Source organism: Nostoc sp. 106C (assembly GCF_002154725.1).
Classification (GTDB): domain Bacteria; phylum Cyanobacteriota; class Cyanobacteriia; order Cyanobacteriales; family Nostocaceae; genus Aulosira.
Genome location: NZ_MTAW01000107.1, coordinates 1 through 19,028 on the forward strand (window position 1 = coordinate 1; position 19,028 = coordinate 19,028).

The 19,028-nt window shown below is 42.2% G+C and carries 18 protein-coding genes; 8 read left to right on the plus strand and 10 right to left on the minus strand.

Features of this window, described 5'->3' with window-relative positions:
* Nucleotides 1–176: 176 nt before the first annotated feature.
* The 3 genes from mgtE to BV375_RS14795 all read right to left on the minus strand — a co-directional run bounded on the left by mgtE (nucleotide 177) and on the right by BV375_RS14795 (nucleotide 4,087).
* Nucleotides 177–1,529: a magnesium transporter gene (gene mgtE, locus BV375_RS14785; RefSeq protein WP_086761715.1), complete on the minus strand. Its 1,353-nt coding sequence runs from the start codon at nucleotides 1,527–1,529 to the stop codon at nucleotides 177–179.
* Between the two features lie 951 nt (nucleotides 1,530–2,480).
* Nucleotides 2,481–3,434, minus strand: coding sequence for an alpha/beta hydrolase (locus BV375_RS14790; protein WP_347812726.1), 954 nt, complete (start codon nucleotides 3,432–3,434; stop codon nucleotides 2,481–2,483).
* Between the two features lie 41 nt (nucleotides 3,435–3,475).
* Complete coding sequence (locus BV375_RS14795) at nucleotides 3,476–4,087, minus strand: hypothetical protein (RefSeq protein WP_086761719.1); 612 nt, start codon at nucleotides 4,085–4,087, stop codon at nucleotides 3,476–3,478.
* A gap of 319 nt (nucleotides 4,088–4,406) precedes the next feature.
* On the opposite strand from BV375_RS14795, the gene BV375_RS14800 reads away from it, so the two are divergent.
* The gene (locus BV375_RS14800) at nucleotides 4,407–4,838 is read left to right on the plus strand and encodes a biotin carboxylase (protein WP_086761766.1); all 432 of its coding nucleotides are present in this window, start codon (nucleotides 4,407–4,409) and stop codon (nucleotides 4,836–4,838) included.
* Nucleotides 4,839–4,913: 75 nt separating this feature from the next.
* On the opposite strand, the gene BV375_RS14805 is transcribed toward BV375_RS14800, so the two are convergent.
* The 3 genes from BV375_RS14805 to upp form a co-directional block, all read right to left on the minus strand.
* Entirely contained in the window at nucleotides 4,914–5,186 is a 273-nt protein-coding gene (locus BV375_RS14805; protein WP_086761721.1) for a YggT family protein, read from the minus strand.
* Between the two features lie 133 nt (nucleotides 5,187–5,319).
* Nucleotides 5,320–5,673: a hypothetical protein gene (locus tag BV375_RS14810; RefSeq protein ID WP_086761723.1), complete on the minus strand. Its 354-nt coding sequence runs from the start codon at nucleotides 5,671–5,673 to the stop codon at nucleotides 5,320–5,322.
* 84 nt (nucleotides 5,674–5,757) lie between these two features.
* Nucleotides 5,758–6,408 (minus strand): uracil phosphoribosyltransferase, encoded by a 651-nt coding sequence (gene upp / locus BV375_RS14815; protein WP_086761725.1) that lies wholly within the window; start codon nucleotides 6,406–6,408, stop codon nucleotides 5,758–5,760.
* 551 nt (nucleotides 6,409–6,959) lie between these two features.
* Between upp and crtH the strand changes: the two genes are divergently transcribed.
* The 4 genes from crtH to BV375_RS14835 all read left to right on the plus strand — a co-directional run bounded on the left by crtH (nucleotide 6,960) and on the right by BV375_RS14835 (nucleotide 12,242).
* A complete protein-coding gene (crtH, locus tag BV375_RS14820) occupies nucleotides 6,960–8,462 on the plus strand; it encodes a carotenoid isomerase (protein WP_086761726.1) in 1,503 nt (500 codons plus the stop codon).
* Between the two features lie 339 nt (nucleotides 8,463–8,801).
* Nucleotides 8,802–9,650, plus strand: coding sequence for an aldo/keto reductase (locus tag BV375_RS14825; RefSeq protein WP_086761728.1), 849 nt, complete (start codon nucleotides 8,802–8,804; stop codon nucleotides 9,648–9,650).
* Between the two features lie 114 nt (nucleotides 9,651–9,764).
* Complete coding sequence (locus tag BV375_RS14830) at nucleotides 9,765–10,454, plus strand: type 1 glutamine amidotransferase domain-containing protein (RefSeq protein ID WP_086761768.1); 690 nt, start codon at nucleotides 9,765–9,767, stop codon at nucleotides 10,452–10,454.
* 441 nt (nucleotides 10,455–10,895) lie between these two features.
* Nucleotides 10,896–12,242 (plus strand): serine hydrolase, encoded by a 1,347-nt coding sequence (locus BV375_RS14835; protein ID WP_086761730.1) that lies wholly within the window; start codon nucleotides 10,896–10,898, stop codon nucleotides 12,240–12,242.
* A gap of 197 nt (nucleotides 12,243–12,439) precedes the next feature.
* On the opposite strand, the gene BV375_RS14840 is transcribed toward BV375_RS14835, so the two are convergent.
* The 4 genes from BV375_RS14840 to purD form a co-directional block, all read right to left on the minus strand.
* Nucleotides 12,440–12,802, minus strand: coding sequence for a XisI protein (locus tag BV375_RS14840; protein WP_086761732.1), 363 nt, complete (start codon nucleotides 12,800–12,802; stop codon nucleotides 12,440–12,442).
* Nucleotides 12,790–13,206, minus strand: coding sequence for a XisH family protein (locus tag BV375_RS14845; RefSeq protein ID WP_086761734.1), 417 nt, complete (start codon nucleotides 13,204–13,206; stop codon nucleotides 12,790–12,792). Before BV375_RS14845 ends, BV375_RS14840 begins: the two co-directional genes overlap by 13 nt.
* 578 nt (nucleotides 13,207–13,784) lie before the next feature.
* Nucleotides 13,785–15,677 carry a two-component system sensor histidine kinase NblS gene (gene nblS, locus BV375_RS14850; RefSeq protein WP_086761736.1) on the minus strand — a complete coding sequence of 631 codons (1,893 nt, stop codon included), beginning with the start codon at nucleotides 15,675–15,677 and terminating at the stop codon, nucleotides 13,785–13,787.
* 159 nt (nucleotides 15,678–15,836) lie between these two features.
* Nucleotides 15,837–17,147 carry a phosphoribosylamine--glycine ligase gene (gene purD, locus BV375_RS14855; RefSeq protein WP_086761738.1) on the minus strand — a complete coding sequence of 437 codons (1,311 nt, stop codon included), beginning with the start codon at nucleotides 17,145–17,147 and terminating at the stop codon, nucleotides 15,837–15,839.
* A gap of 257 nt (nucleotides 17,148–17,404) precedes the next feature.
* Here purD and BV375_RS14860 point away from each other — a divergent pair, with 257 nt between their 5' ends.
* The 3 genes from BV375_RS14860 (at nucleotide 17,405) to BV375_RS14875 (ending at nucleotide 18,920) form a co-directional block, all read left to right on the plus strand.
* A complete protein-coding gene (locus BV375_RS14860) occupies nucleotides 17,405–17,716 on the plus strand; it encodes a hypothetical protein (RefSeq protein WP_086761740.1) in 312 nt (103 codons plus the stop codon).
* Between the two features lie 564 nt (nucleotides 17,717–18,280).
* The gene (locus BV375_RS14870; RefSeq protein WP_086761744.1) at nucleotides 18,281–18,592 is read left to right on the plus strand and encodes a DUF433 domain-containing protein; all 312 of its coding nucleotides are present in this window, start codon (nucleotides 18,281–18,283) and stop codon (nucleotides 18,590–18,592) included.
* The gene (locus tag BV375_RS14875) at nucleotides 18,585–18,920 is read left to right on the plus strand and encodes a DUF5615 family PIN-like protein (protein ID WP_086761746.1); all 336 of its coding nucleotides are present in this window, start codon (nucleotides 18,585–18,587) and stop codon (nucleotides 18,918–18,920) included. Before BV375_RS14870 ends, BV375_RS14875 begins: the two co-directional genes overlap by 8 nt.
* Nucleotides 18,921–19,028 lie beyond the last annotated feature (108 nt).

Below are 19,028 nucleotides of genomic sequence, written 5' to 3' on the forward strand. Positions count from 1 at the left end.
CCACTGTAATGATTATCATTTTCATTAGCTGTATATTTTATTTCTTGGAAGTCCCTTACCTTTCGTCCTTTAGAGGAAACATTACGTGATGTGGTTGATTGGTATCAAAAAACTGAAGTTATATCTTGAATTGGGAAGTAGGCAAGAGTCAATAAGCAATTGCCTTCTGCCTTTCTTCAAGTTGGTAAATGCAATACGTTCAAAGCTACAGAAATTAATGAGAGGAAGGTGAGAAATCCAATTGTATCTAGCATTGTAGTTACTAACGGTCCGCTAACTAAAGCAGGATCTAGCTTCAGCCGCTTTAAACCCATTGGTAGTAATGTCCCAAGAGTGACAGCCACAATAGTATTGCTTGCCATCACAGCTCCTGCAACTAACGCTACCCATCGCTCTTGAGGCCTGGCCCAAATCAAGGAAAGCAGCATCATTGTCAGACATAAAGCTACCGCTGTGCCTATCCCAGCAAAAAGTTCTTTGCGGAGAATTTTCATAGTATCTTTGGATGTCACCTCACCTACACCCAAACCCCGGATTGTTACTGTCAATGCCTGAATACCAACAGTACCACCAGTATTAGAAAAAATTGGCATAATGACAGCTAAAACTGGGACTGCGGAAATCACAGATTGAAAAGGAGCGATCGCACTAGCGGCGCCAACATAAAGAGCCATAATTCCTAATAGCCACGGTAGCCGTTTGCGAATGGTAACTCCAGGAGGAGACAAAGCTGCTTCATCACCACTCACACCCGCTAATTTTTGAATATCTTCTGTTGCTTCTTCTTCTAAAATATCAATTACATCATCAATCGTGACAATACCGACTAATCGATCTTCCCGGTCAACAACCGGAATAGCGATTAAGTCATAACGCTTCATAATTTGGGCGACTTCTTCTTGAGGAGTTTCTGTTCTGACTTTGAGGACGCGATCGCTAGCAATATCTCTAATTAAAACATCAGGAAAGGTAAATAATAGCTGGCGCAGTGAAACCACCCTCACCAAAGTGCGGTTGTCGTCTGTGACGTAGGCATAGTAAATTGTCTCTTTATCTTCGTCCTGACGACGGATTTTACTTAGAGCTTCACCTACGGTCAATCCTTCGCGCAACCGGACATATTCTGTAGTCATTACTCGCCCAGCAGTACCTTCGGGGTAGCCAAGAATTGTTGCTGTTGCTTGCCTTTGTTCTGGGCTTAATTCTTGTAATAATCTTTTGATTACACCTGCTGGTAATTCATCAAATAATTCTGCTCGTTCATCAGGACTCATTGCCTCTACAAGTTGTACTACTTGAACATCATGAAGGGAATTTATGAGTTCTTCTTGTACTTCTGTAGGTAGATATTCAAAAACATCAATTGCCTGAGCTTTATTGAGCAGACGAAATGCGATCGCTCGTTGATTTGTCGGCAAGTTTGTAATGTATTCACCAACATCAACTGGTTGTAAATGATTTAAATTCCATTTGAGTTGGTTTAAGTCGGCAACTTCAACAACAGAATTGCGCACATCTTGCATGAGCATAATACCTCCCTCCTATAGCCTCCCCCGCGCTGGAAGACTATCTCGCCAGATCAGAGGAGGATGATACTACCGTCTTGTGGACTATGGTCCATAAAATTCAACAATTCAATATCGATATCCAATCAGGCATCGCTAAGTCATATATACTAACCCGGAATGGTGTTATCCGAATAGATGCAAAGTATGCAGTGTGTAGAATTTGTGGCATTCCGCACAAGTAACTAACTCATCGCCCTGATTTTTCGTTTAATTAAGAGTAGATTTTACTACTGCCACACACTGTGTCAAGCTAATAATGAAATTTATCAGTAAACTTTACACAGTCAAAATATTTACCAATATGGTAGTAGTCCTGAGGTTAGAAACGAAATCAAGTATTTTGCGATCACATTTTAAATTAACAGCCTAATTTGGGCGTCACTGGTGTTGATTGTCTGACCTCGTGTATTCAAGATGTTACTCCCACGCCATGAAGCAGTTATCAAGCTATTAATCTAATTAAAACTCATATTTCAGCCTCCATCTACTAATTTTATAGCAGTTTATCAATACACTGGGCTTGAGTATAGTTTTGGTAAAGTGAAGGCTATTGGATGATTTTTTTGATAATACAATATTCAGATAGCATTATACTGAAAATTTGTGCGGGATAAGCTCTTATATTTTAAGTAAAATTAGCAAATAATTTTTCTTTCTTTAGTATCTATTCTTAAGTATTCAAGCCTAAAATTAAACTCATTTGACAGCAAAGTATATCCTTTTAAGAAATAAAAAAGGATAGACATCTTGCCCAAGATAGAAATTACGCTATATGTAAGGATATTGTCTGCATATCGGGTTGAATTTATCCCGTAAATTTTTAGGTTAATTGCAAAGCTTTACTTCTGGATTCTAGAGTAAAAGATTGAACTTAACATCTCAATTTCCCTTCTGCCTTCTGCCTTCTACTTATTAATTGCGATCGCTGTTTTCTAGAAGGCTCAAAATTGCAGTCAAAATCAACTCTGGTTGATCGATCCAAACAAAATGACCACTGCGATCGGCTTGAATTTGCACACAATTTGTCGATAACTGGAGTATTTCACTGTGCATTTCCTCTCTTAAACGATTAGCTGCTCTCATAGGTAGAAATAGAGTCCAAGGTGAAGCATGGAAAAAAGTATTGGCTTTGATACTAACTATAGGCAATGCACCAAAATGATTGGCTGACTGAACTTGACGGCTGCTAGTATCTAGATTTAAGATTTCCCGACTCATCGTAATCCAGTGTTTGGGACGACAGAAAGAACGCTTAACTGGTTTTAAAGTCTGTTTGGGAAATTTAACTAATTCGCGCTTGATAACTTCAAATGTACCAATCACTTTTAGCAATCGCACAATACCAAGAATTGACCCTAAAAAGGACATCACGAAACCGGATAGAAAAAACAGTTTCAAGCATTGTAAATGGATGGGCATTTTCAACATGGCAGTTTCATGAAGTCCATCGGTAAGTACCATCCCGATGACTTTTTCGGGAAATTGCTTTGCATACAACCGCATGTTATAGCTACCGAAGGAATTTCCTACGAGAATATAGGGTGGTTCAATTCTGGCTTGTGTTAACAGATAATCTAATTCTGCAACTATCTGCTTACTAGTTCGGGGATAAGGACTATGATCGCTCCAACCATATCCAGCGCGATCATATATGCAAACTCGTGTCAGCTTTGCTATCTCTGGAAGCAGTAAATAACCCTCAATACCGCCTAAACTGTGTTCCAAGATAACTGTCGGGCCCGACTCTCCAGCAGTGTGGAGGTGCAAATTATAGCCACCAACATCAATAAGTTTACCAGGTGGGAGATGACGATCTTCTATCAAGCTAGCGATCGCCTGATAGCAAGTTGTAGCCAACAGTATCACACTGTTGATAGATGATAACATCTTGCAAATCTGAGTTTTTACTAATTCTGAGACCAGCGCCAATTATAGCGGTTCCATTCATAAATTCCTTGAATTTCATATTCAGCGCCGTTATTGAAGCGGACGACGCAATTACTAAAAGAATCACCACCATTGCTATATTCGTCAACTTGCAGCACTACACAAGAAAACCATTCTCGCTTACAAGGACCATCATCTTGTACCCATTCCCACATAGCGTTGGAAATTTCAATGCGATCGCCTACTTTCAGTTTTAATGCATCCTCAAAATAAACATATTTATCAAAATGATATGACTGAAGGCGATTTAGCCATTGCAAACCGTAGCGTTCGCGGATAAATTGTACTTCTCCAGAGTCAGAATCGTGCAGCCAATCATTGAGGAATTGGGCTTTCCAATTACCGTTGTCTTGTTCCTGTGTTTTGACGAACTGCAAAAATGCTGCCAACTCTTCTGGGGCCAACTCATCCAAAGGATTAACAATCTCTAACACCCCAAAGTTAGAATTAAGCGGAATTTGCTCTACCACTTGCAGTAATATCTGTTTCTGCATCTCAGTGAGAGGACAGCTGGCTACATCACAACTCTTAAAGGCTGCTTGCAAAGCTGCTTTAATCTCATCCGGAGTCATATGTTAATAGCAAGTTAAGGGTTATTTTCCCTAATTATTACAAAAGTTAAATGAAACTCTCCAATATCTTTGGTAATGAAATTCAGGTAAGCTGGGGTTAAAAACATTGCTGAAAATGCTTTAGGGCGTTTTCCGAAATGATATGTCGGTTGCTGAATTTAGTGATATATCTTGCCTCGGTATAAAGGTTACTTAGATTTCGTTGCCATTATTTTTAGATATGGAAAAGAAAAGCAGCATAACATCTTGGTTGAATTTTCTAGGATTGGCTAGGCCAAACTACTCTGTGCAACAGCGATTACTTGCACCTTTTAAGATTTTGGATTTCAGACCAATCAAGGTAATCTTTATTTCTTGTCTCATCAGTGTCTGTTTTTGGGTGTTTACTCCCCCTGCTGTAGCGCTGACACAAATTAGACTATTTGATATTTCTTATAACGATTGTCCACCAGAACTTGCACAAGGTGCTGTGATCAGTAGCGGTTCTGCGGCTGCTAAATGTTTTATTGTGACTGGCAAAGCTGAAAATGCTACTTATAAAACCGTCTACGATGCAGATATTTTCGGACGGATTTATGATGCCAACAACGACTCAGTGCTCCAAAACCGCACGCGTTTAGGTTCTATTGCCGAAATACCGCCAGGTATCAGTGATTTTGAATTGAGGATTTCTGTACCTGCAAATCAGCCAACCCCATTGAAGCTAAAGCAGTTTAAAGCTGCTGGGTTTAGCGGTCAGGTGCGTAAGTAAGTTTTTAACAGTTGGAATTATTAATATTAGGGTGGAAATTGCCCACCCTAACTAAATTTCCATCGTGGCACAAGGTTAAAAAATAAATATCGCTTTCAGGGTCGGTAACAACCAGTCGCCAGCTAATTGCAGCACCAAGAAAGCTAATATGGGAGAGAAATCCATACCGCCCAGTGGAGGAATAATTGAGCGGAAAAGATTGAGATAAGGGTCGGTGATCTGGGCCAAAGCGGCAAATGGCTGACTATAAAAGTCAATATTGGGGAACCAGGTCAACAGAACCCGAACAATCAGCAAAACAGTATAAATTTGGATGAAAGTAGCCAGTGTGGTAATCAGTAAGTTCATAGATAGCTCGGTTTCCTGCTAAGTTGACAAACAAGGTCTTATCATAGATTTTAATTTAATCTAGGTCATGGCGTCTGCGGCTAGTTTTAGCATGTAGTACCACGCTTTAGCGCTTTCACCACGTTGTTAGTGTTTAAGAATCTTTAGTGAAAGAACGCTCATTTATGGCTTGCGGTGAACTGCCATTGACATTGCCTAGTTGCTTTCGGACATCGTCTATTGTGGCATTTAGCTGGGCAATTTTGTCTTCTAGCGATCGCCGTGCTGATTCCATCTCCATGCCTTCTGCTTCTGAGGCTTTCATCTGACGACGTTTCCCGCCTATTTTCCTAGCTTCATCTTGGTTATTCGTCAGTTCTGCATCGTCATCTGCCACTAATTCCGGATCTTGACGAGTAGCAATCAAGGCACCGACAACGCCACCCACAACAGAGCCGAAAATTGCTCCGGCAAAAAATCCACCGACAAAACCATCACGCTGACTCATATCCTTAACCACCTTGACGAAACTTTGGGACTTTTACACTTTTACACTAGTAAAATTATTTTCCTACCCTAGCTGCATAGTAGCTTAAGTCCCAAAGGTGCGATCGCCGGCATCTCCTAATCCCGGTACAATATACCCTTGGTCGTTGACTATTTCATCAATGGTAGCGGTGTAAATAATTAAACCAGGATAAGCAGCACTCAGTTTTTGCAAAGCTGGGGGAGCCGCTACTACGCATACAATCCTCGTCAAAACTGGATCAACACCCCGTTGTGTCAATTCTGCCATTGCTGCCATCATTGACCCACCCGTAGCCAACATCGGATCAGTAATTAACACCCGCGTTTGGGGGTCAAATTTTTCTGGTAATTTGTTCAGATAACAAAATGGTTGGAGTGTTTCCTCATTGCGCACTAAGCCAAGGTGATAAATCGAAGCCAAAGGTAGCAAAGTCTGTGCGCCTTCTAATAATCCTAATCCTGCCCGTAAAATCGGTACTACCGCCACAGGCACTTCTGGATTAATCAAAGTTGCTGGCGAAGAATCCAAAGGACTCTGCACAGTCGTCTCTTGTGTCGGTAACCATTCTCGTGCCGCTTCATAGGTCAGCCATCTGCCCAACTCCACCATCGCACTACGAAATAATACTGAAGGTGTGGCTGCATCACGAGCAACTGCTAACCAGTGCTTGATTAAGGGATGGGGTGGAACATAAACACGCAGTTGTAGCGTCATAGCCAAAAATAGGCGATTTTTAATTATATAAGAACTGAAACATTCATAATACTCTGTCCTGCCTACGACTGGCAGCTAAAATCATGACTTATTAACTTATTGATAATAGTTAGCATTAATAGTTGACAGCAATTCTCAATCAAGGTTATATTATTATCCAGTGTTCTCCTCTCTTTAAGGATCGGCAGACGGGATTAGCCGCAGTAGCAGGCTCGTCCCTCTTTTTTTGAGATAGAAACCAAGAAATTCAAAATTTATAGGGAACAGGAAAAAAGATAGGTCTTCTTCTTAAACTCAAATAGGAATCCTATAGTCAATTAAATTTTGATAGGTATTTTAGCTGTTGAATATATCTGAACCGAACAGATGAAATCGGTTACGTATTATATTTTGTAATAAAAGTAATATACGCTACAATTTTTTAGAAAATCTGATGTGGCTCCTGAGTATCTGCTGATAATCTTTGAATTTGCTCAGTAGAAGTTGTCAGGTTGCTACCAAAGATTAAGTTTTTCCATTTTGCAGTTTAAATTTTGAATTTTAGATTTTTTATGACTTCTAGTTCCTTATTTGATGTAATTGTCATTGGCTCTGGGATTGGTGGATTGGTGACAGCAACCCAGCTAGCAGCAAAGGGAGCTAAAGTGCTAGTACTAGAAAGTTATTTGATACCAGGTGGTAGTGCGGGTTATTTTGAACGACAGGGCTATCGCTTTGATGTGGGAGCTTCAATGATTTTTGGTATGGGGCATAATGGCACCACAAATTTACTCACCCGCGCCCTTGATGCTGTGAATGTCAGCCTCAAAACAATTGCCGATCCGGTGCAGATTCACTACCATCTACCCGACAATTTAGATTTGAAAGTTGATCGGGTTTATGAAAATTTTTTGCAAAATCTTACTGCTTATTTTCGTCATGAACAACAGGGGATTCGTCGTTTTTATGATGAATGCTGGCAAGTTTTTAATTGCTTGAACAGCATGGATTTGCTGTCACTCGAAGAACCTCGGTATTTAATGCGGGCATTTTTTCAACATCCTTTAGCTTGTCTTGGTTTAGCCAAGTATTTACCGCAAAATGTTGGAGATGTGGCGCGGCGCTACATCAAAGATCCTCAGTTATTGAAATTTATTGATATGGAATGCTATTGCTGGTCGGTAGTTCCAGCTAACATGACACCAATGATTAATGCTGGCATGGTTTTTTCTGATAGGCATTATGGCGGAGTTAATTACCCAAAAGGCGGAGTAGGAAGAATTGCTCAAACATTGGTAGCGGGTTTAGAAAAGGCTGGGGGTAAAATTCAGTATCAAGCCAGAGTGACAAAAATCATTACTGAACGCGGAAAAGCTGTAGGTGTGCAACTAGCTAATGGTCAAGTCTATCGGGGTAAACGCATAGTTTCTAACGCTACACGCTGGGATACTTTTAAAAAATTATTACCTGTAGAGTCAATGCCATCTAATGAGAAAAAATGGCAACAAAATTATGAAAAATCACCCGGTTTTTTGAGTTTGCACATGGGTGTTGAAAAGTCAGTTTTACCTCAGGGTACAGAGTGCCATCATATATTGCTCGAAGATTGGCAGCAAATGACAGCAGCACAAGGTACAGTGTTTGTTTCGATTCCCACTTTGCTTGATCCAGATTTAGCTCCTGCGGGATATCACATCATTCATGCTTTTACACCTGATTGGATAGATAATTGGCAAGGAATGAGCGAGAGTGAGTATGAAGCAAGCAAGGAAGCAGCAGCATGGCGAATTATTGACCGATTAGAGCAGATTTTTCCAGGTTTAGATGCGGGATTGGATTACTTGGAGGTAGGAACACCCCGCACCCATCGCCGCTTTTTGGGACGAGAAGATGGCACTTACGGGCCAATTCCCCGACGCAAGTTACGCGGGTTGTTGGGGATGCCATTTAATCGCACGGCAATTCCGGGATTGTACTGTGTAGGCGATAGTACCTTTCCTGGTCAAGGGTTAAATGCAGTAGCATTTTCCGGCTTTGCCTGTGCCCATAGAATTGCCGTAGATTTGGGATTGTAAGCTAATGCTTGTCTTGAAAATGGGGAACAGGGAATAGGGAACAGGGGAAGAAGCATTTTCACCCCTTGGTTGTAGGATTTTCCCGTGATTAGCTGTCTAGAAAAAATAATTTCTCTCTCACCAAATCGAAATGATTTCCTCCCTAGGGTAACGACAGAATCCAACCAAAGGAACACAAAATTTTTCTGGAAAGCTACAACGATCGCAATGAAGAGTGCTGAGTTAAAAGACTGCCCACCAAGAGCAGAGCATTTACCAAATATGTAAATATTGAGTATTTTAATTAACTCAGCACGCTCGTGTGGTCAAACAGAACAAGACTGTAGGAGAGTCCCAAAGATGAGACTATTGCGCTTACCATCGGGAAGAGAGATCCCTGTGTTAGGGCAGGGAACCTGGAGGATGGGAGAGGAGCCGACTCAGCGATCAGCCGAGATCGCGGCACTGCGTCTGGGTTTAGATCTGGGGATGACGCTGATTGACACAGCAGAGATGTATGGCGAAGGTGGTGCGGAAGAAGTGGTTAGTGAGGCGATCGCCGGACGCCGTGATGAGGTCTTTCTAGTCAGCAAGGTCTATCCGCACAACGCCACTCGGCGGGGTACTGCTGAAGCTTGCAAGCGCAGCCTCAAGCGGCTCAAGACCGATTACCTCGATCTCTATCTGCTTCACTGGCGCGGATCGGTGCCACTGACAGAGACACTGGAAGCGTTTCAATTGCTCAAAAAAGCGGGGGATATCCGGGATTATGGCGTCAGCAACTTCGATATTGATGATATGGAAGGTGCGATCGCCTTACGCGGTGGTGATGAAATTGCCACCAATCAGGTGCTTTATAACTTGATGCAGCGTGGCATCGAGTGGGATCTGCTTCCTTGGTGTCGCGATCGTAGCATCCCAATCATGGCTTACTCTCCAATCGAGCAAGCACCGCGCGAACCAGGAGGGATGTTGCAAAATCCTCATCTCAAAGCGATCGCCGCACGTCATAACGCTACACCAACCCAAGTGGCTTTAGCATGGCTGCTGCACCAAAAGGATATTATCGCCATTCCGAAAGCCAGCAATCCAGCGCACATCCAGGAGAATCGCGCGGCTTTGGAATTAACGCTGACAAATGAAGATTTAGCCGAACTTGACCTAGCTTTCCCGCCGCCACGCAAGAAGACGACACTGGCAATGAGATAACCATCAAGCGCTAGTTAAGCCGCAACATTCAGGAATCTGGCAAGATGCCCATATGCATCTGCAATCAGTTCTCTAGAAAGGACATTCCAGACGAGATAAATAATAGAGATGACAATAAAAATCTTAATGGTATTGACTTCTCATGACAAGCTTGGCAACACAGGTAAAAAAACCGGCTTTTGGTTAGAGGAGTTTGCTGCTCCTTACTACGTATTCAAAGACGCAGGCGTAGAAATTACCTTGGCTTCTCCCAAGGGTGGACAACCGCCACTTGATCCTAAAAGCGATGAGCCAGATGCGCAAACTGAGGCAACCCTTCGCTTTCAGGAAGATACAGACGCGCAAACGATTTTAGCAAACACGCTCAAGCTGTCAAGTGTATCTGCCGACGATTACGATGCTGTGTTCTATCCTGGCGGTCACGGGCCTTTGTGGGATCTGGCTGAAGATCCAGATTCTATTGCTTTAATCGAAGCTTTGTATGCGGTTGGAAAGCCTGTAGCCGCAGTTTGTCATGCTCCCGGCGTGTTTCGCCATACCAAAACTGCTGATGGCGCTCCCTTGGTGCAAGGCAAGTCTGTGACCGGCTTTGCAAATTCAGAAGAAGCGGCAGTTGAGCTAACCAACGTCGTGCCTTTTCTGGTAGAAGACGAGTTGAAAAATAACGGTGGCAAGTATTCCAAAACCGAGAACTGGCAGCCTTATGTAGTGAGCGATCGCAATTTGATTACTGGTCAAAATCCCGCTTCGTCTGAACCCGGAGCAAAACTGCTTTTGCAACATTTACAACCACTGATGCACTAACCCGAAAGCGTTTACCCCTGTATCTAAAGAAGCAGGATAAACTTCCCACTCACTGAAGGAGGATGAAAACTTATACCATTTTGGATTGTGAAACATCTATTGGATAAGCGTTTCAGATTTCCATCTGTCGCAATCATTTTTCAAATTGGTATTACTCATTTTTATGCCAGTGAAAGTATCTTGCTGATTGTCATCTCGCCTTGGAATTGATTCTCAGGCGGGATAGCAACGAAGCGGGAGATTTAATTGCATTACAGTAGATTTGCCATTGTAATTTTGAAGTTCATCAAATTTTTACTGAAATCTATCCGGAATTCGCGATCGCCTCTTGTAAATTTATCGCGGCAGTATATAATTTCTGACGGTTTGTCAGTTTTATATTTTTGTAACCAATACTTGTTGTTAATTACTCAATCTTCAACTCACGGATAGTTTTAACTAATGCGACTCACACACAAAAAAAATATTGTCAAAACAAGCTGGATATTAGCCAGCTTTTTAAGTACCTTGCTGGTTGGTTCAACTGTGAAAGCGGCTACAGTCCCCAATTGGCATTTTGATAGCAATCGCAATCATCTGGACTTCACCACAGATGATAATGTTCAACCAAAAGTTCAACTGTTGGCTAATCCCACCCGTCTAGTAATTGATTTACCAGGAGTTACCCTAAAATATCCCCAAGTGACTCAAAAGATAGGGCCGATAACGCAAGAAATTCAGATACGACAGTTTGGCGCTAATACTACCCGCATCCAAATTACCTTAGCGCCTGGTTACACCTTAGATCTAGAGCAAGTTAAGCTCCAACAAGAATCTCCCAATCATTGGTCTGTGCAGTTACCCCAACTAGTCAGAATGGCAGTAACTCCGCCAAGCATTCCCCCAGTAGTTATTACAGAGCAACCGAGTACTCCGCCAACAGTTAGTAACAGAAATTTATTTGCGGGTGTTGTACCTTTAAATTCATCAATGAAGGCTTTAGAACCTCAGATTAAAGCCTTGATGAATCGGTACAGTTTTCTGACCACAGGAATGTTTTTCCTAGATTTGGATACTGGGAATTATCTCGATATTGGGGGCGATCGCGTCTTCCCAGCAGCCAGTACAATTAAACTGCCGATTCTGATTGCCTTTTTTCAGGATTTAGACGCTGGTAAAGTCAGGTTAGATGAAAAGCTGACGATGCGCGGTGACTTAGTAACCAACGGTTCTGGAGAGATGCAGTATGAACGAGTTGGTAAGAAATACACGGCTTTAGAAACTATCACCAAAATGGTGACTATTAGTGACAATACCGCCACCAACATGATTATTGATCGCTTGGGTGGGGCGGGTAAACTAAATCAGCGTTTCCGCACATGGGGATTGAAAGACACAGTAATTAGGCGTCTGTTGGCTGACTTGAGAGGAACTAATACCACCAGTTCGCAAGACATGGCGCGAGTGTTAGCTTTGTTAGTCAATAACAAGCTGGTTTCTGACTCAAGCAAAGAACAAGCTTTGGATATTCTGCGTCACACGACTATTCACACTCTGCTTCCCGCAGGTTTAGGAAAAGGCGCAGTCATCGCCAACAAAACTGGAGATATCGGTTTTCTCATTGGCGATGCGGGATTTATTACTATGCCAAATGGCAAGCGTTACCTAGCAGCTATCTTTGTGAAACGTCCTTATAAAGATTCTCGAGGTAGAGACTTTATTCGCCAAGTTTCCCAGCTTGTCTACAATTACCTAAATCAGCCAAATCCTGTTGCGGAGGTTGGTTCTCCTAACAAGGGGAATTTTTAGAATACTGATTCAGGAATAGACTTGTTGGATAAGCCAATATTTTGAATATTGAATCACAGATGTAGATATAGAGTGACTTCTCGCAGATACACAGATAAATATCGATGTTTATCTGTGTTTATCTGTAATTCCTTTTATTCCTCTTTAGATTTTTGCAGGAAGTCTAATACTTGTGGTTCTCCTAATAGCGAGAATTTTTAAAGACCGATCTCAGCTAATGCCCTTTTACTAGGGTGATGAAAGCCCAACATAATATCAGTTTTAGAGATATCTGCTGCCAATAAATCATCAACAATCCCCAAGTCAGTGTTGTCTTCTTCTACCCAGATTTTACCGTTTTGAATCTGGAAGTATAAGATAATGTGCTGTACTCGTCTTTTGCCATCCCAACCACAACGCAACCACAGGTATTGGTCATGTTTTTCGTCTAAAATCAGGCGATCAGCTACGCTGGGCGGAACGCCATCGCTTGTAGTATTAGCGGGTTGAGAATTGGCTAAATCATAGTATTTTTTAATAGTTTCTTGGATAATACTGCGATAGTGGCTTAATGTATCCATTGCACAATTTGCTCCTGTTCAATATCTACGATAATTAATTGCAGGTGGTTTTGGCTGGCAATGAGTTGGATTGATGGACGTTGAAAAAAGTTTAAATAAACAATGTCGTCAATTGCTAGGTATAAATTATATTCAGGTTCGCTAACTTGGATGAGGTTGCGATAAACGATGTACTGTCCGAGGGCGTTGTGAAAGTCGTACATCTGAGATTTACCAACGAAGCTTTTAATTTCGATAACAATTTTCTGCCCCTGGCGTTCTGCGGCGATTGGTTTTTCTGCGGCTAAGTCGGCATACAGTTCAGCATTTTCATATTTAATTATGTAAGGGTCAGCAATTATCAGCCACCCATCTTTAATCAAAGCATTTTTTACAGCATCATGATAGAGGTCTTTGGCAGGCATGGGGTTGTATTTTTAGGTGTGAAGTTTGCCGTTCTGGGTGCATAGCCATGAGGTCGCCGCACAATAGTTAAATTGTTACCCACCATATCGCAAGCAATTGAAATGCGGATGTTATTGGTTTCGAGTAATTGAACAATTTGGCATCAAGCCTAATATCCTTCTTGCGAATGATGTTGGTAGATGAAAGCCAACTCAAAAAGACTGTTTCCACGAACAACTTTGTGACTTTACGAATAATTTATGTGTCCCAAACATTATTGGAACTGGTGATAAAAAGATATTTTTTGCAAATACATATTTCTTACGAATGATATCATCTCCGTTTAATAACCGTCATTGCGTAGGCGAAGTCTTCCCGTTCGCGTAGCGTCTCCGGCAGGAGAAGGGTACTAAGTGAAGCAATCACAAGGACTCTGCGATTGCTTCGTTCCACTCGCAATGACGTATTAAGGGTAATCTGCCGGAAATCATATGATTTAGAATTCATATTTTGGAAATCTAACCACAGATAAACACCGATGAACACCGATAAATATCTGTGTTTATCTGTGTGCATCTGTGGTTTTTTTTAAACAATTTCACTCAAACACAGTTAAGTCGAACCAAAAAGTAGTGCCAATTCCAACTTCACTTACCAGATGAACTTTACAGTGATGTCTTTCCATGATGTTCCGCACAATTGATAGACCCAAACCTGTACCTTCTAAGGTATGAACGCGATTTTCTACACGGAAGAAGCGATCAAAAATCGCTTGTTGGTCTTCTGTAGCAATGCCAATACCAGTATCGGAGATTTCTACTCGTACCTGAGGCGATTGCTTGTGAGAGTTGTTTGGCTTGGGATCTAATTGATAGGCGCGGATGGCTACTTTACCACCAGATGAAGTGAATTTGAGGGCATTACCAACCAAATTAGCTAATACTTGCAGCAACAAATCATAATTACCCAATACTAAGGGTAAAGGAGAGGTAACTTCTTGAATTAATTCAATGCCTTTATCCTTAGCATTTAGTTGGTAAGTACGCAGCGTTTGCTCGATCGCTTGCCCTAAATCTACACCATCAAAATTATAATTGCGACCAGATTCTAGTTTGGATAAATCTAATACATCGTTAACTAAGCGTGTCAGGCGATCGGTTTCATAATTGACGGTTTGTAGAAAATCTTGCCGCTGTTCTACACTCAAGTCTTCGCCGTAGTCGTGCAAAGTTTCGATAAAAGATTTGATATTAAATAAAGGCGTTCGCAGTTCGTGAGAAACGTTGCTGATAAATTGGCTTTTAGCTTCGTTGAGTTCTACTTCACGGGTTATATCTTGGACTGTGATGGCAATGCCTTTAATACTCTCCCGTTGTAAATTCAGAACTGTAGTTAGGAGAATGCGGATAGTACGTTTGGTCGGTTGATTTAAAGCAATACGAAACTCGGCACTTTCACATTCGCCTGCTGCCATTTCATACAAGGTACGGCTAACTTCCATTTGCACTGCCGGAGGCAAGTGATGCAGAACATTGCAGCCGACAACATCATCAGTTTCCCAGGCAAAAATCCGCCGTGCTGTAGGGTTGACTAAAATCACCTGCATATTATTGTCAATCAGCACAGCACCGTCGGCAATTGTCGAAACTAGAGTTTCTAGCTTGGCTTTTTCTGCTGTTAGTTCCTCAATATTTTGTTCTTCATAACTTTCTAGACGCTCTGCCATATCATTAAAGCTGAGAATTAACTCTCCTAGTTCACCTCCTAGAGGTAAGTCAATTCGCTGCTTAAAATTCCCGGCGGCGATTTGTTTAACACCTACTAATAGTTCTTTAATCGGCTTGGTAATGGTGAGAGCATTAATCACCCCAGCCAAAATTACCATTACCCAAATTGTAATAAAAACTGCAATAGTGACATCGCGGGTGAAATTGGTGGAGATGACAGCAGTTTGGTTAGGGTTAATCCCAATCGCCAAGACACCCAAGTATTTGTTGTCAGCCATGAGGGGAACAAACACATCAGTGACAGACCCATCTGGAGTCATGTGTTGCCGCACCATCGGCTTATCGCTATCACTAGCGTAATCTTCTGGCAGTTGGATTCGCCGTTCAATGGTTAAGGAGTTTTTTACCTCCGCTTCCCAAAACGGAATTCCAAAAAAGATTTTCCCTGTTTCATCAGCGTAAAGCATATAACGCACACTAGAAGTGCTGCTGTAGAAGCGTTGGGAAAATTGGGCAACTTCAGTGAGATTGTGGTCAGCAATTAGCGGGGTAACATTGGCAGCCAGCAGCAGTCCAAGGTCACGACCAAAGCGGGTGTCATTCATCCGCGCATCCTGCTGAATCGTATTCACCGCCCAGAACGTCAAACCGCTCATGACTAAAGAAACCACCAATGTGGCAACAGCTAACAGCTTGGTCTGGAGGGTGAAATCGGACCACCAATTAGCGATCGTTTCTCGGATTGTTTTCAAAAGAGCCAGCATCTTAAATAAAAGTTGTTAGTAGTTTTCTTATAAACCCCAACAACTAAAAAATTAACAGTTAATTTGACTAATAGGTGAAGAAGTCACTCAAGAGTCTAGAGTCGAAAGTCCAAAATCTAATGACCAATGACAAATGACAAATGGCTATTGAACGCCAGTTCACTCAACGGAGGGAACCTCCGCACGTGACTGGCTCCCTTTGACTCTATGACCGATATCTCTACGGTAATACATTCCCGGAAAGTGAATAGATTGGAGACCAGCGTATGCCTGAGCGATCGCCTGCGCAAAATCCTCACCTATTCCAGTAACGTTTAATACTCGACCGCCATCAGTTACTACTTCTTGTTGCTGGTTCAACTTTGTGCCTGCATGAAATACAGTTACTCCCGCAGTTGTTGCTTGCTCAGTTCCAGTAATCACCTGCCCTTTTTCATACGCTCCTGGATAACCCCCAGCCGCAGCGACGACAGTAGCAGCTGCTCCTTGTTTCCAAGCGATCGCGGGCATTTCTCCTAAACGCTGTTGTACGCAGGCTAAAATTAACTCTTCTAAAGGTGTTTCCAATAGCGGCAGAATCACTTGCGTTTCGGGATCGCCAAAGCGACAGTTAAATTCTAAAACCTTAAAGTCGCCATTGGGTGCAATCATTAACCCGGCATAAAGTACACCTCGGTAATCAATCCCCTTAGATCTTAAAGTGGCGATCGCTCTTTCTAAAACTTCTTGTTGAACGCGTGCCATTAACTCTGGTGTAGCAATGGGCGCTGGTGCATAGGCTCCCATCCCACCAGTATTCTCTCCTGTATCGCCCTCACCAATCCGCTTATGATCCTGGGCTGGCAGTAAAGGTCGAATTGTTAACCCGTCTGTTAGAGCTAACACCGAAACTTCTTGCCCAATCAAACATTCTTCAATAACGACAAATTCGCCAGCGCTACCAAACTGTCCTTGAAAAATCGCATCAATGGCACTATGGGCTTGTTCTACTGTTTCAGCCACCGTCACGCCCTTACCAGCCGCCAATCCGTCAGCTTTGACAACAATGGGTACTCCTTGCGCTTTGACGTAAGATTTGGCTGCTGCGGCTTCTGTAAACACTGCGGCTTTAGCTGTGGGAATACCCGCTTCTTGCATTAAAGCTTTAGCCCAAGCTTTACTCGCCTCAATTTGCGCTCCGGCTCTCACAGGGCCAAACACCATTAATCCTTGGGAGTTGAGGCAGTCTGTAATTCCTTTTGCTAAGGGCACTTCTGGCCCAACTACCACCAGAGTTATCCCATTTTCATGACAATACTTGCCAATACCCTCAAAGTCATCTACTGCTAGAGGGAAATTTTGGCAACCTGCCATGCTTGCCGTACCCCCGTTTCCCGGTACACAAACAACTTGCTCAATTTGCTTAGATTGCAGCAGTTTCCACGCCAGAGCGTGTTCGCGCCCCCCATTTCCGACAACTAAAACTTTCACTAATTTCCTCTTTCGTCCCTTGCCAACCGCGAAGCTACTCGCGGATCAATTTTTTCACCAATGCTTGTCTTGATGCAAGTCATTGGACATTGGTCAAGAGCCAAGAGTCCAAAGTCAACTAATCCTCCTTCTTCCCCTGCTCCTCTGCTTTTTCTTCGATAGAGTATCACTAATTACCAATCGCCAAATTTTGGGAAAACTAGCACAAACTATTTACTGCTACTATTCCCTCAAGCTAGATCAACAATTACAAGTAGATGACTTGGTTAAAGATTGGGCAAAAATTTGCGATCAACAACATTGACTACTACGTCTTGGAAGATGAGTGGGTAATTGTTGACATCGATTATCCTACCGTTACTTTTTCTAACAATAAACGCTGGGCAGTAGATACGACTGGGATTCTGCCTTTCTCGACAGACACCATAGTTGGTAAAGTTTTCAGTGAAACTGATGAGGTAGCCATCATTGCCCTTTCAGGAAAAAGTTTTGGTTACGAAGTAGGTATTTTGCTCAAAGAAAATCGAGCCAGCTACCTCAATAGCCTCGACCCGATTATCTACTCCTAAAACTCTGGTTACATCTACAAAAGCGATCGCACTTTTCACTACCCGCAACACCCAAAAAAGCGATTGCACTTTTCATAATTTCAAATTGGTATCGTGTTGAGAGTCTTCAAAGTCGTTTTGATTGTCTTCAGAGTCGTGTTGAAAGGCTTCAAAGTCGTTTTGAGGTATTATAATGACCGGTTTCTCTGGCTTAACCCGACCTACGGTGAAGGCGATCGCAAATACGGTAAATAAATCAGGCGATGCCTTCTCTTTCAGAGACGCTACCGCGAACGGCAACGTCTTCGACGAACGCACTTCTCAAATAACGTCATTTTCTGACTTCTGATATAAGTAGGTAGGCATGAATAAACCTAACTATGTAACAGAATGTAAATCTCTCAAAACCCTTGCGATTGCTTCACTCCGCTTCTCTCCATTCGTAATGACGTAGTTATAAATTTTCGCGCCCACCTACTTATCATCGCAAATTCATCAAATTTTAAGGGAATTTGAGCAGAGTGCGATCGCATTCAGACTATTCAGGGAAAATAGAATTATTAATGTTTATTCAAAATGTAATTTATGGAAGTCACACTTAATCAACATATTGAAATTACACCAGGAGTTAGAAGCGGGAAGCCGCGAATTGCAGGCACTCGGATGACGGTTGGCGATATTGCTACACTCTATTTACGCATGGGACAGTCTCTAGATTTAATTGCTGGGAAATATCATCTTTCTCTAGCTTCAGTGTATGCAGCAATGGCATATTACTACGATCATCGAGATGAGATTGAGCAGAGTATTCAAGATGATGAAGCATTTGCTGATGCATTGCAGAGTAATTACCCATCCCGGTTGCAAGCAAAGCTAAAGGAGTCACGCGGTGAGTGACCGCATAAAATTTCATTTAGATGAAAATGTGGATCCGGATGTGGCGTTGGCTTTGCGTCGTCAGGGAATTGATGTGGCGACAACTCGTGAGATGGGACTACTTGGACAATCAGATGAGGTTCAGTTAGCATTTGCTTGTAACCAGGGGCGAGTCATTGTCACACATGACACAGATTTTTTGAAGTTAGCAAGTTATAGTACTGAGCATTGGGGAGTTGCTTTTTGCCATAAAAATTCCCGTTCGCTAGGCGAAATCATTCGTAGTTTGGTTTTGATTTACGAAGCACTCAGTCCTGATGAAATGCGGGGCTGGATTGAGTATTTGTAAAGTTGCGATCGCTGTAAGTTTTGATAAGTAGTTACACAAAATTAATTACACAATGACTGTAAATATTTTTGTTTAGGTAACCTGAGTTCGGGATAACCTGAAACCCTC

Excerpts from the sequence above, each read along its gene's own strand:
- mgtE (WP_086761715.1), bottom strand. The coding sequence starts at position 1,529 with ATGCTCATGCAAGATGTGCGCAATTCTGTTGTTGAAGTTGCCGACTTA.
- BV375_RS14795 (WP_086761719.1), bottom strand. The coding sequence starts at position 4,087 with ATGACTCCGGATGAGATTAAAGCAGCTTTGCAAGCAGCCTTTAAGAGT.
- BV375_RS14805 (WP_086761721.1), bottom strand. The coding sequence starts at position 5,186 with ATGAACTTACTGATTACCACACTGGCTACTTTCATCCAAATTTATACT.
- BV375_RS14810 (WP_086761723.1), bottom strand. The coding sequence starts at position 5,673 with ATGAGTCAGCGTGATGGTTTTGTCGGTGGATTTTTTGCCGGAGCAATT.
- upp (WP_086761725.1), bottom strand. The coding sequence starts at position 6,408 with ATGACGCTACAACTGCGTGTTTATGTTCCACCCCATCCCTTAATCAAG.
- crtH (WP_086761726.1), top strand. The coding sequence starts at position 6,960 with ATGACTTCTAGTTCCTTATTTGATGTAATTGTCATTGGCTCTGGGATT.
- BV375_RS14825 (WP_086761728.1), top strand. The coding sequence starts at position 8,802 with ATGAGACTATTGCGCTTACCATCGGGAAGAGAGATCCCTGTGTTAGGG.
- BV375_RS14835 (WP_086761730.1), top strand. The coding sequence starts at position 10,896 with ATGCGACTCACACACAAAAAAAATATTGTCAAAACAAGCTGGATATTA.
- BV375_RS14840 (WP_086761732.1), bottom strand. The coding sequence starts at position 12,802 with ATGGATACATTAAGCCACTATCGCAGTATTATCCAAGAAACTATTAAA.
- BV375_RS14845 (WP_086761734.1), bottom strand. The coding sequence starts at position 13,206 with ATGCCTGCCAAAGACCTCTATCATGATGCTGTAAAAAATGCTTTGATT.
- nblS (WP_086761736.1), bottom strand. The coding sequence starts at position 15,677 with ATGCTGGCTCTTTTGAAAACAATCCGAGAAACGATCGCTAATTGGTGG.
- BV375_RS14860 (WP_086761740.1), top strand. The coding sequence starts at position 17,405 with ATGACTTGGTTAAAGATTGGGCAAAAATTTGCGATCAACAACATTGAC.
- BV375_RS14870 (WP_086761744.1), top strand. The coding sequence starts at position 18,281 with ATGGAAGTCACACTTAATCAACATATTGAAATTACACCAGGAGTTAGA.